15 protein-coding genes are annotated in these 14,693 nt (G+C 56.4%); 7 read left to right on the top strand and 8 right to left on the bottom strand.

The genetic code is table 11. The features are described 5' to 3' along the window. The first annotated feature begins 9 nt into the window (after nucleotides 1-9). The 4 genes from SynPROS91_RS11550 (at nucleotide 10) to SynPROS91_RS11535 (ending at nucleotide 3,268) form a co-directional block, all read left to right on the top strand. The gene (locus SynPROS91_RS11550) at nucleotides 10-984 is read left to right on the top strand and encodes an ATP-binding cassette domain-containing protein (RefSeq protein WP_186519795.1); all 975 of its coding nucleotides are present in this window, start codon (nucleotides 10-12) and stop codon (nucleotides 982-984) included. Then, complete coding sequence (locus SynPROS91_RS11545) at nucleotides 984-1,781, top strand: ABC-2 family transporter protein (protein WP_186517055.1); 798 nt, start codon at nucleotides 984-986, stop codon at nucleotides 1,779-1,781. The genes SynPROS91_RS11550 and SynPROS91_RS11545 overlap by 1 nt, the downstream gene beginning before the upstream one ends. Beyond that, nucleotides 1,782-2,570, top strand: coding sequence for an ABC transporter permease (locus SynPROS91_RS11540; RefSeq protein WP_186517047.1), 789 nt, complete (start codon nucleotides 1,782-1,784; stop codon nucleotides 2,568-2,570). 89 nt (nucleotides 2,571-2,659) lie between these two features. Continuing rightward, nucleotides 2,660-3,268, top strand: coding sequence for a TVP38/TMEM64 family protein (locus SynPROS91_RS11535; RefSeq protein ID WP_186517038.1), 609 nt, complete (start codon nucleotides 2,660-2,662; stop codon nucleotides 3,266-3,268). A gap of 469 nt (nucleotides 3,269-3,737) precedes the next feature. Here the strand turns inward: SynPROS91_RS11535 and ligA are convergent, their stop codons facing one another. Together ligA and SynPROS91_RS11525 are read right to left on the bottom strand one after the other, a co-directional pair. Continuing rightward, complete coding sequence (ligA, locus tag SynPROS91_RS11530; RefSeq protein WP_186517036.1) at nucleotides 3,738-5,831, bottom strand: NAD-dependent DNA ligase LigA; 2,094 nt, start codon at nucleotides 5,829-5,831, stop codon at nucleotides 3,738-3,740. A 9-nt stretch (nucleotides 5,832-5,840) separates the two neighbouring features. Beyond that, the gene (locus SynPROS91_RS11525; protein WP_186517028.1) at nucleotides 5,841-6,260 is read right to left on the bottom strand and encodes a hypothetical protein; all 420 of its coding nucleotides are present in this window, start codon (nucleotides 6,258-6,260) and stop codon (nucleotides 5,841-5,843) included. A gap of 98 nt (nucleotides 6,261-6,358) precedes the next feature. On the opposite strand from SynPROS91_RS11525, the gene SynPROS91_RS11520 reads away from it, so the two are divergent. The 3 genes from SynPROS91_RS11520 to SynPROS91_RS11510 all read left to right on the top strand — a co-directional run bounded on the left by SynPROS91_RS11520 (nucleotide 6,359) and on the right by SynPROS91_RS11510 (nucleotide 8,094). Next, nucleotides 6,359-6,907: a SprT family zinc-dependent metalloprotease gene (locus SynPROS91_RS11520; RefSeq protein WP_186519793.1), complete on the top strand. Its 549-nt coding sequence runs from the start codon at nucleotides 6,359-6,361 to the stop codon at nucleotides 6,905-6,907. Between the two features lie 106 nt (nucleotides 6,908-7,013). After that, the gene (locus SynPROS91_RS11515) at nucleotides 7,014-7,526 is read left to right on the top strand and encodes an RNA helicase (protein WP_186517026.1); all 513 of its coding nucleotides are present in this window, start codon (nucleotides 7,014-7,016) and stop codon (nucleotides 7,524-7,526) included. A 46-nt stretch (nucleotides 7,527-7,572) separates the two neighbouring features. Then, nucleotides 7,573-8,094, top strand: coding sequence for a DUF1269 domain-containing protein (locus SynPROS91_RS11510; RefSeq protein ID WP_186517024.1), 522 nt, complete (start codon nucleotides 7,573-7,575; stop codon nucleotides 8,092-8,094). On the opposite strand, the gene SynPROS91_RS11505 is transcribed toward SynPROS91_RS11510, so the two are convergent. The 6 genes from SynPROS91_RS11505 to dnaB form a co-directional block, all read right to left on the bottom strand. After that, nucleotides 8,081-8,527: a hypothetical protein gene (locus tag SynPROS91_RS11505; protein ID WP_186517022.1), complete on the bottom strand. Its 447-nt coding sequence runs from the start codon at nucleotides 8,525-8,527 to the stop codon at nucleotides 8,081-8,083. The genes SynPROS91_RS11510 and SynPROS91_RS11505 overlap by 14 nt on opposite strands. Nucleotides 8,528-8,614: 87 nt before the next feature. Then, complete coding sequence (locus tag SynPROS91_RS11500) at nucleotides 8,615-9,199, bottom strand: chorismate lyase (RefSeq protein WP_370586807.1); 585 nt, start codon at nucleotides 9,197-9,199, stop codon at nucleotides 8,615-8,617. Nucleotides 9,200-9,767: 568 nt separating this feature from the next. Beyond that, nucleotides 9,768-10,370 carry a M23 family metallopeptidase gene (locus tag SynPROS91_RS11495; protein ID WP_255439792.1) on the bottom strand — a complete coding sequence of 201 codons (603 nt, stop codon included), beginning with the start codon at nucleotides 10,368-10,370 and terminating at the stop codon, nucleotides 9,768-9,770. Between the two features lie 196 nt (nucleotides 10,371-10,566). Then, nucleotides 10,567-11,208 (bottom strand): DNA polymerase III subunit beta, encoded by a 642-nt coding sequence (locus SynPROS91_RS11490; protein WP_255439791.1) that lies wholly within the window; start codon nucleotides 11,206-11,208, stop codon nucleotides 10,567-10,569. A gap of 24 nt (nucleotides 11,209-11,232) precedes the next feature. Further along, a complete protein-coding gene (gene mnmG / locus SynPROS91_RS11485; RefSeq protein ID WP_186517020.1) occupies nucleotides 11,233-13,182 on the bottom strand; it encodes a tRNA uridine-5-carboxymethylaminomethyl(34) synthesis enzyme MnmG in 1,950 nt (649 codons plus the stop codon). Between the two features lie 35 nt (nucleotides 13,183-13,217). After that, nucleotides 13,218-14,633: a replicative DNA helicase gene (dnaB, locus tag SynPROS91_RS11480; protein ID WP_186517018.1), complete on the bottom strand. Its 1,416-nt coding sequence runs from the start codon at nucleotides 14,631-14,633 to the stop codon at nucleotides 13,218-13,220. Between the last annotated feature and the right edge of the window lie 60 nt (nucleotides 14,634-14,693).

The following is a 14,693-nucleotide window of genomic DNA, read 5'->3' as shown; positions in this document are numbered from 1 at the left end:
GTGACTGTTGTGATCGAGGTTGAAGGCCTTAGCAAGATTTACCGGGTTGCTGACAAGCAACCGGGTTTGGCTGGAACCTTGCAACACTTCATCCGCCGGCGCCATCGTGATGTGTGCGCAGCGAGGGACATTTGTTTCACCATTGCTCCCGGAGAGATGGTGGGATTTCTTGGTGCCAATGGGGCTGGCAAAACCACCACCTTGAAAATGTTGTGTGGGTTGATCTATCCCAGTGAGGGTCAGGTGGTCGTTGCAGGTCATCAACCGCAAAAGCGTCATCCCGACTTTTTGCGTCGGATCACTCTGGTGATGGGGCAGAAACAGCAGTTGCTATGGGACCTGCCGCCGATGGATTCCTTGAGGGTGAATGCTGCTGTTTATGGCATTAGTGATCGGGATGCCAATCGCCGTATTTCAGAGCTGTCGGATTTATTGGAGTTGGGAGAGGAGCTCACGCGTCCTGTTCGCAAGCTGTCGTTGGGCCAGCGCATGAAAGCTGAGTTACTCGCTGCTTTGCTTCACCAGCCTGACGTGTTGTTCCTTGATGAGCCCACCCTTGGATTGGATGTGAATGCGCAGGCCCGGGTGAGGCAGTTTTTGGCTGATTACAACCAAAGGACCGGTGCCACTGTGTTGCTAACGAGCCATTACATGGCCGATATCACGGCCTTATGTCCGCGCGTGTTGTTGATGCATCAGGGGCATTTGTTCCATGACGGCCCGCTCGATCGCTTGGTGAGTCGGCTCGCGCCTGAGCGCCATGTTCGTCTGGAACTTGCTGCACCAGTTGGGGCTGAGGCGTTTGCTGGTCTTGGCCGCCTCGACAGTTGCTGCGACTGCGAGGTGAACTTGCGAGTCCAGCCCGATGAACTCACGGCTGTGGTGGCACAACTGCTGGACCGCTTTGAGGTGCGGGATCTGGAAGTGAGTGATCCCCCGATTGATCAGCTGATCGGTGATCTGTTTCGGCAGGGAAAGGTGTAATGCGGATTTTTGGACTCAATCGCAAAATCGTTCGTGTTTTGTTGGGCACGGAATACGCCCATATGCTGGAATATCGCGCCGAAATCGCCCTTTGGGCTCTTTCCGGTGTGCTCCCTTTCATCATGCTCAGCCTTTGGAATGGCAGTGATGCCCGCGGAGCGTTGGGGATGGATGGTGTGGGCCTTGATCGTTATTTTTTGAGCGCCTTTTTGGTGCGGCAATTTTCTGTTGTTTGGATGGTTTACGCCTTTGAAGATGATGCTCTCACTGGGAGATTGTCTCCTTATCTTCTTCAGCCACTCCACCCGCTCTGGCGTTATGTCGCAAGTCATCTTGGCGAGCAGCTCACCCGTTTGCCGTTTGCTGCGGTGATCACCGCGATTTTTTTCTTGATTCAGCCCAATGCCTTCTGGTTGCCATCGCTTGGTCACTTTCTGCTGGCTTGGTTGGCAACATGGATGGCCTTCTCGATTGCTTTTCTGTTGCAGAGCCTGATTGCCTCCCTTTGCTTTTGGAGTGAGAAGGCCAGTGCTCTGGAGAGGCTGTTGTTCATTCCATTCCTGTTTTTGTCTGGGCTGCTTGCTCCGCTTACAGCGTTCCCACCCTTTGTGCGCACGTTGGCGCAGTGGACTCCTTTCCCTTATTTGATTGACTTCCCGGCGCGTGTATTAGCTGAACAGCCTGTGGACTTGTTGGCTGGATTTGCAATCCAGTTGGCCTGGATCGTGCTGCTTTTGCCGCTTGTTCTTCTGCTTTGGCGCGCTGGGGTTCGGCGTTACAGCGCGATGGGGGCCTGAATGGGGCGTTACTTCAAAAGTCTGCGGCGATTCTGGGGAACAGCAGTGGCCTCGCAGCTGGAGTATCAACTCAACGTTGTGATTGAGTTGGTTGCGGTTGGTTTGAGTTTGCTTGGCAGCCTGTTCATGCTGTCTCTCTTTTTTGGACCAGGACGGGAGTTGGGTGGCTGGAGCTGGCATGAAGCCTTGATAGTTCAGGGTTTTTATACGGTTCTCGATGGTGTGGCCAGCACCTGGTTGCGTCCCAACCTGTCTTCGATCGTGACCCATGTGCGTGAAGGCACGCTTGATTTCGTGCTGTTGAAGCCGATTGACAGTCAGTTTTGGCTGTCCTTGCGAACGATCTCGCCAGCAGGGTTGCCGGAGATCGTTCTTGGCTTGTTATTGGTGATTTGGGGCGGGCAGCAGGCGGGCGCTTCTTTGTCGCTAGGAGGCATTGCGGTGGTGTTGTTGATGCTCTTGGCTGGTGGTTTGATCCTGTATTCGCTCTGGTTTTTGATTGCAGCGACCAGCATTTGGTTTGTGAAAACCTGGAATGCAACTGAGGTTTTGCGGGCTGTGCTGGCGTCAGGTCGCTATCCCGTAGCGGCCTACCCAGCTCCCTTGCGCTTGCTCTTCACCTTGGTGATTCCGGTGGCCTTTCTTACGACTGTTCCGGCTGAAGTTGTGCTGGGACGAGCCAGCACTCCCATGCTTTGGCTGGGGTTAGGCCTCGCTGTTGGTTTTTTCGTCGCTTCCCGTCGCTTCTGGTTCTATGCCTTGCGGCATTACACCTCCGCCTCCAGTTGAGTGCAGGCTTTGTTGAAGGCTCCGTTTCTACTCCAAACGGTCAGCATGGAAGTGTGGCTTCGGATGGGCTTGAACACATGATTGAGGGGATGTCCTGGTTTGAGCCATTCACGCTGTGGCTGCGCTCTCCTCTGGGTGGATTGGTGTTCATTCCGCTGTATGCGGCTTGGGTGACACTTCTGCTTCCAGGGGTATGGGCTTCGATGTTGGCTGGAGCTCTTTACGGAACCTGGTGGGGAAGCCTGATTGTGTTTGTGGGGGCCTGTCTCGGCGCAGAGGCAGCGTTTCTGCTCGGCCGATATTGGTTGCGCGATTGGACGAGCCAGCGTTTGACGCATTATCCAAAGCTTCAGGCTGTGGAGAGGGCTGTCAGCCGAGAGGGGCTCAAGCTTGTGCTTTTGACGCGTCTATCTCCAGCGTTCCCCTTCTCTTTGCTGAACTTGGTTTATGGCCTCAGTGAGGTGAGCTTGCGTGATTACAGCATCGGTCTGATTGGCATCGTCCCAGGCACTATTTTGTTTTGTGCGTTGGGCGCGCTGGCAGGTGATGCAGCTCGTTTTGGTGAGGTGCTCGCTGGAGAAGCTTCTGCCCAAGCATGGATCCTGCGCGTGGTGGGCGTCTTAGCCACGGTTGGAGTGGTTTGGTTAGTCGGGCGTGCAGCAAAGAACGCCTTAAATGATGAAACAACTTTCCTCTAAGGTTAATTCAAGCACGTGACTTGGTCTTGTCTCTATCTCCAAAGATCTCTCAGATCAATGATTTAGGCGATGGCTTACATCAAGTGAAGTTCTGATCTTGCTCGTGCGAGGGAATGCCATAGACAAATCCTATTTTAGTAGCTAATCCGGGTTGGGAAGGTTAGCATCTCGAATGCAGGCAATAAGTACAAACCATCCCAGTCTCAACTTGGGAATGACACCATTGCGAGATGAGAGGTCGATATATTTGGCTCGACCACAGTCTGTTTTGATCCAGCGGAAGGCTTTGGGTGAGTTCATTAATGTTTTTCTTCAGTGATGGTGTGTTTGAAGATTAGTTTGATTGTGCACCTGATAAAGTGCATTAATCATGCAGAAAGGGTGAAGATAATTATTTTGAGATCTGGCCAACAGATTGGCACTGAAAAATCCCAGGTTCTTTAAGGGCTGAGGTAGGTTTGATAGGTACTTATGGCGATGGTTTCAGAAGGTTCTGAAGGGCATCTTCATCGAGAACTTTGATCCCCAGCTCCTGGGCTTTGGTGAGTTTGCTTCCTGCCTCCTCGCCTGCCACGAGATAGCTGGTTTTCTTACTGACGGATCCCGATACTTTTCCGCCGAAAGCCTCGATTTGTTCTTTGGCCTGAGAGCGGCTGAGTGTGGGCAAGGTGCCGGTCAGCACAAAGGTGGAACCGGATAGATGATCGTTGGCTGCCGCCGCCGTGGCTCGCGTTTGCTCTTCCTCATTGAGTGCCAGGCTGAATCCGAGGCTGCGCAACTCATCGAGGAGCCGCTGATTGGCAGGGTTGGAAAACCACTGCTGCAAACTTTGGGCAATTTCTTTGCCGACTCCAAAAATTGCGGTGATGCTGTCCGGTGCGCGACACGCCGCTTGATTCAGGTCGTCTGCATTGGCAAAAGCAGCGGTAATCGCCTTGGCGTTGACGTCTCCAACGTGATGGATGCCGAGGCCGTACAGCTGTTTGGCCCATCCTTGAGAGCGGGATGCCTCCAAGGCTTGAATTAAATTCTCGGCGCTCTTCGATCCCATGCGCTCCAGGCTGCCGAGCAGGGCTGGGTCTAGGCGATACAGGTCTGCAATCGACTGAACGAGACCTCGATCCACTAATTGTTCGATCAGTTTGCTGCCAAGGCCATCCACATCCATGGCCCCTTTGCTGACCCAGTGGCGCAGAGCGCCGCGCAGGATCGCCGGGCAGCTGCTGTTGATGCAGCGCGTGGCCGATTCGCTGGTTTCGCGTACCAAGGTGGATCCGCAGGCCGGACAGATCTTGGGGAGCTCCACGGGTTGGCTGAGCGCAGGTCGTAGCTCTGGCAAGACCCTCACCACCTCCGGGATGATCTCTCCGGCCTTGCGCACCACAATCGTGTCGCCGTTGTGGAGGTCAAGCTCTACCAGTCTGTCGGCGTTATGAAGGCTGGCCCTGCTGACGCTCGTGCCGGCCAACAGCACAGGCTCGAATTCCGCCACTGGGGTGATCACTCCCGTTCGTCCCACCTGACAGCTGATCCTCAGGATCTTGGTTGGCGCTTCCTCCGCTGGGTACTTGAGCGCAATCGCCCAGCGTGGTGCTTTCTGGGTGAAGCCTGCGGCATCCTGCAGCCGTAATTCATTGAGCTTCACCACCACACCGTCGGTGGCGTAATTGAGTTGCCGTCGCTCTGTATCCCAGCTGTCGAAGAAGTTCTCGACCGAGGGAAGATCCGGCAATAAGCCCGCATTTGGGTTCACCTTGAATCCCGCATCTCCTAGCCATTGCAGGGCATCCCATTGCGTGAGTGGTCGGCGCCCTTGCCAATCGTCCGGCAGCTGAAGCGTGTAGGCGAAAAAGTCCAGCCGTCTTGAGGCAACAACGCTTGGATCCAGTTGGCGCAACGTTCCAGCACAGGCATTGCGGGGATTGGCAAACAGAGCTTCGTCGCGGCTTAGGCGTTCGTTGTTGATGGCATGGAAGGTGGCATCGGGGATGAAGGCCTCCCCACGCACTTCTACCCAGGCTGGTGCCGGTTCGAGGTGCAAGCGCAAGGGAATGGAGCTGATCGTGCGCACGTTGGCGGTGATCTCTTCTCCCTGTTCACCGTCCCCGCGCGTTGCGGCCCGAACGAGCACCCCGTTTTCGTAGCTCAAGGCGAGGGCGTTGCCATCGATTTTGAGTTCTCCCACCATGGCCAGGGCCGGAGGTGGAACTCCTTCTGCTGGTGCACGATCAAGCACCTTGAGCAATCGGCCATACCAGCCATGGAGCTCGTCATGGTTAAAGGCGTTGTCGAGGCTGAACAGGGGAATCCTGTGGCGCACGCTGCTAAATCCTTCTGCTAGGCGCCCACCCACCCGCTGGGTGGGACTGTCTGCACTCACCAATCTTGAATCTTGGTGCTCTAACTCTTGGAGTTCCCTGTAGAGCTGGTCATAGACCGCATCTTCCATGTCCGGAGCGTCGAGCACGTAATAAGCGTGAGCAGCCCGATTGAGCAGGCGCCGCAATTCTTCCGCTCGCGATTGAGAGCTGCTGGACGATCTCAGCGGCTGCGACCTACTCAACGCTCCTGCTCAGCTGTTCACGGCGACGATTCGCTCGATCTTCCAGGAATCATCCGTCTTGATAAACGTGAAATCCAGAGGCATCTCCTCTTTGTCTTCTGCGATCAATTTCACGGTCAGGATGATGTTGCCTTCCTGCAGCCTCGGGCGACCAGATTTGAGATTGCGGAAGCGATTCAGCTTCAAACCCGCCAGGTAGCGAATGAACTGTTGACGGTTCACATGCTGGCGATAGTTCTTGGTGGTGAGCAAGTAAGCGGCATCGATCCTGCCCGCTGCCACTTGCGTGAAGAACTGCTTAATTAGCGGATTGATCCCACGGGCGCTCAGCACGAGCTTCACCGCCGTGAATGTCCAGTAGAGGAGCAGCGCTCCACCACCGGCTAATAAAGCCTTGCTACCGATCTCGCGAACCAAGCCCAGTTCCATCGGGTGTATCCGAATGAGTGCAGATTCTGACTGACTGGATGCAGGAACGAGGCAGACTGGGCCGGCTTTCGTCCTGTTTGGCTTTTTTCGCAGTCCCCATGCCCCTCGAGCCACTGCTGCCGTTGTTTCACAGGCTCAATCGAGAACACTTTGATGGCTGCCTGGTGCGGGGCACGGGACCCCTGGTTGCCTTGCGCTGGAGTGATGGGCGGATGCGAAAGACGGCAGGCTTTTATCGCCGCGGGCCGGCGGTGGCTCCCCCGCTTGGACGGGAGATTGTGCTCTCAAAACCCTTGCTGGATCCCTTGCCTCGCTGCGCCACCGAGAGCACCCTCTGCCATGAAATGATTCATGCCTGGGTGGATCTGGTGTTGGGTCAGAGCGAGAGTCATGGCCCTTGCTTTCGGGCTCAGATGGAGGTGATTAATGCCTCACAAACCCGATTCAAGGTGAGCATCCGCCATCGTTTTCCTGTTCAGCAGAGTTCCCCTCGTTGGATTGCCATCTGCCCCATCTGTGGGCAGCGGACTCCGTATCGGCGACGGGTCAGGCAAGCGGCTTGCAGGTTGTGCTGTGATCGGCATCATGACGGTCACTGGGATGTGAGTTGTCTGCTCAGCTATGTATCTGCCCCCGCTCAGGATTGAGATGGATTTGTTTCTTTGGGTCTTAGAAGCTGGTGGGGTGTCGATCGCGTTAATCGGTTGGCAAAGGGAGCGTTGGCTGCAGCAGCGGCGTCGTTAAGGTCAAGGGATGGATGGACGTTTTCAACCGCGGCAGCGCAGTCAGGGGCAGCGCAGTCAGGACTCTGGTGATCGGCGATTGGATCAGTGGATTGAAACCGGTCGCCAGCTGGTGGATGGTGTTGCTGGCACGCGACCTGGTCGACGTTCTGCCGGTGGTATGCGTCCTTCAAGGGATCTCGAAAGAATGGGTCGCTGGGTCGGCGACAAGATCGATTGGCTGATGGACGAAGAAGAAGGCTGGAGAGATCCTGTTGAGCCGTCCCTGCAAGCTGAATCGCCTGCGGTATCAAGCCGCAAGCGGCCTCTCGATGCGATCTCACGGCGGCAGGTTATGGACCCCGTGCCTGAGCATCAGTCCACCTATGGCGAGGATGACAACAGCTGGCCTGATGACGAAAGCTTCCGTGTAGAGCGCTGGTCCCGCTCCTCGTCGCCCCCATCAGCTGCGGCGTCCACCCAGCCTTTATCCCGTGGCTCCTCCAGGCGACCATTGCCTCGCTCCAGTAGGAGACGGGACTGATCGTTAGATCGATTGATCTCTACTCTTTTAAAAACACTCTGGTTGTATGAGCAATTTGGTGGTTGTGGGCTTTCCAAAGGCTCAAGAAGCGGAGGAGGTCCGTCGCGAGTTGGTCACCATCCAGCAAGAGCATTTGATTGCGCTTGAGGATGCGGTGGTGCTTGAGCATGGAGAAGACGGCCATGTGCACTTGCGTCAGGCGATCAACATGACGGCGGCTGGAGCGATGGGCGGGAGCTTCTGGGGATTGTTGATCGGATTGTTGTTTGCCAATCCTTTGTTGGGTCTCGCCGTTGGTGCCGGTGCCGGTGCTGCCTCGGGATCACTCAATGACGTGGGAATCAACGACAACTTTTTGAGAGAACTCGCGGAAACCCTGCCGAAGGGCAGTGCTGCTTTGGCGTTGTTAGTGAGGGATGCCACGCCCGATCGCGTGATCGAGCGCTTGCGTCGCCATGCGCCTCATGCCCGGTTGATTCACACCAACCTCAGCCATACCGATGAAGACCTACTGAAAGAGCAACTCGAAAAGGCACGACGCCAGGCGGAAGGTCTCAGGTTGGGCTGACTAAAGGCTGTTTCTCCTGGAGACGTTGGACCTGATAGCGACAGCCTCGATGACTCAGCTGATGGTTCACGTCTTTGATCAGATCAAAGGGCAGATCTTCGGCCATTTGATCGGTGCTCGTGGAGACCGAGGCCGACCCTTCTTCCATGGCCTCGAGCAATGTCACCCACTGTGAAACCTGTTCACTGCGATTGATGGGGCGCTGGCTGTGGGTGGAGAGCACGGCGGCGCAAATGTCCACGTTCCAGCGGTTTGAGTGTCTGTGGTGATGGCTGTTGTGGCGCTGGCCTGCACCGGCTGCGATCGCAGCTGGCGTTGGATCTCCGTTGCCGTCGCGCCAGCCTTGATGGTCGAGAGCGTGGCCGCAATGTCTGGCAGAAAGCCCAAATCTGCGACCGAGGTCGGACAGGTTTAGCCACTGGGACGTTGTCATGAAACCATCGCAACTAGCGACATGATCCCGATCGCATGACCTACTGCAAGATCACAAGCACGTATTACGCGAAAACGCTGGCTTTCTTCATCTAGAAAGATGAAGAGGTTGGCGCGGAGTGGCTCCTAGCCATTGCTCCAAGGCAGGGCTGAACACCTCACGAATCACCGTGAGCTCTCGTCCTTGACGAAAAAATCGATAGTGGCGACTCCAAAACGGTCCTGAGCAGCCAAACCGTTCCTCAAGCCAGGGTTCTTGCACGAGCGCTAAACCATCCACTTCGCGAAAGAGCTCAGAGCGACCCTGCGTGAGGCTGAGCCAGATCGGCAGGTTTCGGTCTTGTAGGTGCTCGTTGGCTTCATCCTGATTCCACCAGCTTTCAGCCCAAGCCAAGGTTTGTCCGTCACAGTTCAACCAGACTTGCCGGCGTAGCAAAGGAGGTTTGAGCTCCTGCACTTCGCGTGGGCAGCGGACGGAAGGCTGTCCTCCTGGTTCTTCTGCCATGGCAATTAATTGCACGGCCACTGGATGTCCTGTGAGCAGACGGAGATGACGGGTTGGGCTGCCGTCTCCTAGGAGCATCAGTCTCCAGGGGCCCGGTAATTCCCCTGGATCATCCCCGGCCACAACCGTGTCGGCAGGTGCTTCCCATAAACAGCTGGGAGAGGGCAATAGCCCAGAAGACAATGCCAACTCTGAAGGTGATGTCAGTGGGTACCTCCCACTGAGACGGATTGGCGATGGAAGTTGGAAGCTGTGCTTAGCAAATCCTGTTGCATCAGTGAAATTTGGCGCACCCTAACCAGCCTTGTTGTCCTGGCTCGCAACTGGGGCTGGCCTTGATCAGTAACCACTGAAACGAAGGGCTAGCTCAAGGGCTCCAAGCCCGCAGAGAAAGGTTCCGCCAAGTAGTGCAGCTTCTTTAAAAGAACGAGCCATGATCATTAGGGCAGAACCCACGACTAACGCTCCAAAAAATCTAAATGGAATCTCGAGCTCCAATATTGAGACGTGTTTCATGAATCAATCATCAGGCGCCTTTGCTGCACTGATTTCACTCAACTTCATGAAGTTCGTGGCAGAAAGGCTGAATCCCCCAGCTTTGTCGGGCGAAAGGCAACGTTTCTACACTTTGATTTACCGATCTAAATTTATAAATGTCTAATTAAAGATCAAGGGCACGTTTTTCTCTGGGTACATTGACTCACGTCTAGTCAGGCTTTCGCTTGATTTCTCTCTCTCAGCGTCTCGATGTCTTGCGTAGCTGAAGAAGCGGGGCAGGGTCAATCGCCATCATCTGCCCATTCTTGAAGCGACGGAGCTCGAAATGAAGATGAGCGGTGCTGGCATGGCCGCTTTTCCCTACATTCCCGATTAGGTCACCGGTTTGGATGAGTTGGCCGGGCCTGATTCGAGCACGAAGTAAATGAGCGTAAAGCGTTTGCCAGCCATTGCCATGATCGAGTACGACGGTCAGTCCGTATCCAGAAATGGGTTGCACCATCAAGGCTTTTCCTGAGAGTGCAGCCAAGACTCCTGTTCCAGCGGGTGCGATCAAATCATGTCCTGTATGTAAGCGCCACTTGCCTCTATGGTCTGAAAATCGCCAACCGTAAGGGCTCACTTCCTGGGCAAGATAGGGAAGCGGGTATTCGAGTCTGATCCTCTCTCCACGCCTGATTGGCCACAAGCGTTGAGATAGCGGTCTCACTTTTGGGCCTAGAAGTGCAAGGTCGGAGACGCTCGTCAGGATTGGTGTATCCCTTGGCCGTGAAGGCTTGGCATCGGCATGGGTGCCTGCAATCATTGCGATCAGCAATACCGCGAAGATCTGTCGAGGCACCGGCTGCAGGCACAATGAATTCGTTGTATCTCTCCTTCGAGCGAATGCAACTCTGCAAACCAGTTGATGGGACGCTTAATGAGCAGCTAAAAGTGCTCTTTCAAAGACTCTCTATCTAGAGTCACTCTTCCTTTTAGTGTCTTTTCTTTTTAGTCAAAAACTATATGTTGGTAGCTATTTGATTGGATCTCTCTAGCTAGAAGGCACCTCCGATCGAAAGGGACTGGCGCTTGCCGTTGCGTTCAATTACCGCACCGGTGCTGGAAAGGCTCAGCAAGGACCAGCCACTGTTGCCGATGCTTTCGCCAGGAGTGGCAGAGAGCGATTGATTGTCTATTTGGAAGATCGCCGATCCCCCCACTTCGGCGTGGACAACTCCCACGAGAGCTGGCTGGCTCAAGGGAGCTGGGGCAATCGCTGCACTGAGCGGCAGCGTGAGCGGTTCGAGGCTGGGCAGGCTGGCGACCGTCTCAGGTTCAGCTGGTTTGGGAGATGCAGAGGGAGAGGGGGTGGCGCGTGCTTTGAGCTTTTCAGTGAGAGCCATATTGCGCTCGCGATAGAGGGCTTGTTCGGAGAGCTGCCAGCTGCGAGCCAACCAAGCACTACAGAGCAGGGCGCCGAGCGTCATGCCGATCAGGGTGAGCTGCTGCCACTGCTGAGTGCTGCGCTGCGATGTTGCAAGCGGATCCGCAACTTGGTTGTTGGCTGGATCTGGGGCTGGTTCCACTCGAATCTCAACGGCCTTCAGCGAGGGTTCCGCTGCTTGGAACACCTGGTCCATCACCTGTTCAGCGCGCAGATTCCAATACGCCGTGGATGTGGAGAGGCGAGAGGGCACTGCAAACCTTTGGTTGGGCCAAAGTTATCGAGAGTTGGCGCTGCTGGCGAGGCCTTCACTTTTTTTGGATCGGCGCTTTTGTAGCTCCAGCCAAAGCAACAGAGCCGTGAGATCTGCTGGGCTGACGCCAGGGATGTGGGTGGCCTGGCCCAATGTTGTGGGTTGAATGGCAGTGAGCTTTTCGCGCGCTTCTCGCGACAAGGTGCCGATGCTGGCGTAATCAAGATCGGCGGGGAGTTTGCGCAGACTTTGGCGTTTGACCTGATCGATCTGTTGTTGCTGGCGCTGCAGGTATCCGCTGTATTTAATGTCGATTTCCGCGCCCTCTCTCACCGCTAGGGGAAGTTCGGGATCGGCCAGGCCATGGCGCACGAGATCAGAGCTGTGGACCCCTGATCGACGCAACAGATCCGCAAGCGTGATCGAGCCTCTGATCGGAGCTCCGCTTTCTTGCTCAATGGCTGGTGCGACAGGGTCGCTGACCTTGAGGCGAATTGTTTCGAGGCGCTGTTTTTCTTCCTCCATAGCCTGGAGCTTGTCGTTGAACAGTTGCCAACGCCGGTCGTCAATCAGTCCAAGCTCACGGCCGAGAGGGGTGAGGCGCCGGTCGGCGTTATCACCACGCAACACCAAGCGGTATTCACTGCGACTGGTCAAGACCCGGTAAGGCTCGCGTAAGTCTTGGCTCACGAGATCGTCGATCATCGTGCCGATGTAGCTGTTTTCCCTGGGGAAGTGCACGGGCTCTTGGCCTCCGATCAGGCGGGCGGCGTTCAGGCCAGCGACAAGGCCTTGGGCCGCGGCCTCCTCGTAGCCCGTTGTGCCGTTGAGTTGCCCGGCACTAAACAGACCCCGCACGCGCTTGGTTTCTAGGGAGGGTTTGAGTTGGGTGGCGGGAAGGTAGTCGTAATCCACTGAATAGGCCGGCCGAAGCATGACGCAGTGCTCCAAGCCAGGGAGGGTGCGCAGCAGTTCCAGTTGGATCGTTTCTGGCAACCCTGTTGAGAAGCCCTGCACGTAAATCTCTGGGGTGTCGCGTCCTTCTGGTTCCAGGAAAATTTGGTGGGAGTCTTTGTCGGCAAAGCGCACGATCTTGTCTTCGATCGAGGGGCAATAGCGCGGGCCCTTGCTATCGATCACACCGCCGTAAATAGCCGTGAGATGGAGGTTGTCTTTGATCAGTTGATGCGTTGCTGCTGTGGTGCGGGTGATGTGGCAGCTCATCTGTTCTCCGCTGGCCCAGGCCGTTGGGTCAAACGAAAAGAAGCGATCAGCGGCATCGCTTGGTTGTGCTTCCAATTGGTCGAGCGCAATGCTGCGCCGATCAACGCGGGCAGGGGTGCCGGTTTTGAGCCGATCGGTGTGGAAGCCCAGCTGCTTCAAGGCGTCGGTTAGGCCTTCCGCGGCCTGCTCGCCAGCGCGCCCGGCAGACATCGATTGATGGCCCACCCAGATGCGACCGCCAAGGAAGGTGCCAGCGGTGAGCACCACGGCTTGGGCGCCGTAGACACTGCCGAAGTAAGTGCGGATGCCTTTGATCCGGGCACTGCCTGGTTGATTGGGATCTCCATCCACTTCGAGGCCCGTCACCATCGCTTCGCGCAGGGCCAGGTTGGGGGTGTGATGCAGCAGCTTCAGCATCTCCCGGGAGTAATGACGTTTGTCGGTCTGGGCGCGCAGGGCCCAAACCGCAGGGCCGCGGCTGGCATTTAAGACCCGCTTTTGGATGGCGGTGGCATCGGCGAGGCGGCCAATCACGCCACCGAGGGCATCCACTTCATGGACAAGCTGGCTTTTGGCTGGTCCGCCAACAGCAGGATTACAGGGCTGCCAGGCGATCCGGTCGAGATTGAGGGTGAACAGGGCGGTATTCAGCCCCAAACGAGCAGCCGTGATCGCAGCCTCGCAACCGGCATGGCCGCCTCCCACGACGATCAGGTCAAAACGTTCTGTGGGGGCAGGGCTGAAGCTCATATCTTTATTGTCTAGTTCCTAAGACGGCTCCTCGCTCAGGCCGCCAGGTTGCGGAAGCGCGTGAACTGGGGCTCGAACAGGAGTTTCACGGTGCCCACGGGCCCATTGCGGTGCTTGGTCACGATCACTTCGGTGATGCCCCGGTCTGGGGTTTCGGGGTTGTAGTACTCATCGCGGTAGATCATCAACACCAGATCAGCGTCCTGCTCAATCGAGCCCGATTCCCTCAGGTCACTGAGCATGGGCCGTTTGTTGGTGCGTGATTCCACGCCACGGCTGAGCTGGGACAGGGCGATCACCGGCACGTTCAGCTCGCGGGCCATGCCCTTGAGCCCTCGGGTGATCCGTGAGATTTCCTGGACGCGATTGTCGGGGGTTGATCCTTCCATCAGCTGCAGGTAATCAATCACCACCAGGCCTAGATCCTTGCCTTGTTCGGCCATCAGCCGGCGGCAGAGCGAGCGCATCTCCAGCACGCTGGAGTTGGGTTTGTCATCGATGTACATCGGTAATTGCCCCAGGGTGTTGATGCCTTGGCCCAGCAAGGGCCATTCCTCCTGTTGCAGCCTGCCGGTGCGTAAACGCCCCGCTTCGATGCCAACCTCCATCGAGAGCAGGCGATAGGTGAGTTGTTCTTTGCTCATCTCCAAGCTAAAGATGCACACCGGAAGGTTGTGCAATTGAGCCACGTTTTTGGCCAGGTTGAGCACGATCGAGGTTTTGCCCATTGCTGGACGGCCCGCCACGATGATCAGGTCACTGCGCTGCAGGCCTTGGGTCATCGCATCCAGGTCGTAGAAATTCACCGGAATGCCCGCCACCGAGGTGCCGAGTGATCGGCTTTCGATTTCGTTGAACGTGCTGGTGAGGATTTCAGCTGTGGGCGTGAGTCCTTTGGAGGGTTTCTCTTGGCTGATGGCGAAAATTTTCTGTTCGGCTTCATCCAGCACCTGATCCATCGGCAGACTTTGGTCAAAGCCCAGCTGAATCACTTCATTGCCGGAGCGGATCAGCTGCCGGCGCAGGAACTTATCCATCACCAGACGGGCCACCTGTTCGATCGAGGCCGTGGAGGCCACCCGCTCCACCAGCTCCACTAAGCGGCCACTACCGCCAACCTTGTCGAGCGATCCTGTATCCGCCAACCAGGCGGTCATCGCGGTGAGATCTGTGGGTTTGCCCTGGCTATGGAGCATCACCGCGGTGCGAAAGATCTCGCGGTGGGCACCTAGATAAAAGGCCTCTGGTTGGAGCACGTCCGCAACCCGTCCGATGGCGTCGGGATCCAACAAAACCCCCCCAAGAACCGCTTCTTCCGCCTCAAGGTTTTGGGGCGGAAGTGAGTCGGGCAGGGCTTCGAAATTGGGCTCATCGCGTTGACGGCCTTTGCCGTAACCACGCTGTCCCCCACCTTGGCTCGCGCTGTGATCAGGTTGGGAGACACTCGCCATGGCAGTGAACTGGCGCCGTTAAGTGATCACACTCTGGCTGGCCGTGACGGCGATGCCAAG

Source organism: Synechococcus sp. PROS-9-1 (genome assembly GCF_014279775.1).
Taxonomy (GTDB): Bacteria; Cyanobacteriota; Cyanobacteriia; order PCC-6307; family Cyanobiaceae; genus Synechococcus_C.
The sequence above is the reverse complement of the archived record's forward strand: the minus strand, read 5'-3'. Positions and strand labels throughout refer to the sequence as shown.

Excerpts from the sequence above, each read along its gene's own strand:
- SynPROS91_RS11535 (WP_186517038.1), top strand. The coding sequence starts at position 2,660 with ATGTCCTGGTTTGAGCCATTCACGCTGTGGCTGCGCTCTCCTCTGGGT.
- mnmG (WP_186517020.1), bottom strand. The coding sequence starts at position 13,182 with ATGAGCTTCAGCCCTGCCCCCACAGAACGTTTTGACCTGATCGTCGTG.
- SynPROS91_RS11520 (WP_186519793.1), top strand. The coding sequence starts at position 6,359 with ATGCCCCTCGAGCCACTGCTGCCGTTGTTTCACAGGCTCAATCGAGAA.
- SynPROS91_RS11505 (WP_186517022.1), bottom strand. The coding sequence starts at position 8,527 with ATGACAACGTCCCAGTGGCTAAACCTGTCCGACCTCGGTCGCAGATTT.
- SynPROS91_RS11525 (WP_186517028.1), bottom strand. The coding sequence starts at position 6,260 with ATGGAACTGGGCTTGGTTCGCGAGATCGGTAGCAAGGCTTTATTAGCC.
- dnaB (WP_186517018.1), bottom strand. The coding sequence starts at position 14,633 with ATGGCGAGTGTCTCCCAACCTGATCACAGCGCGAGCCAAGGTGGGGGA.
- SynPROS91_RS11540 (WP_186517047.1), top strand. The coding sequence starts at position 1,782 with ATGGGGCGTTACTTCAAAAGTCTGCGGCGATTCTGGGGAACAGCAGTG.
- SynPROS91_RS11545 (WP_186517055.1), top strand. The coding sequence starts at position 984 with ATGCGGATTTTTGGACTCAATCGCAAAATCGTTCGTGTTTTGTTGGGC.
- SynPROS91_RS11510 (WP_186517024.1), top strand. The coding sequence starts at position 7,573 with ATGAGCAATTTGGTGGTTGTGGGCTTTCCAAAGGCTCAAGAAGCGGAG.
- SynPROS91_RS11515 (WP_186517026.1), top strand. The coding sequence starts at position 7,014 with ATGGATGGACGTTTTCAACCGCGGCAGCGCAGTCAGGGGCAGCGCAGT.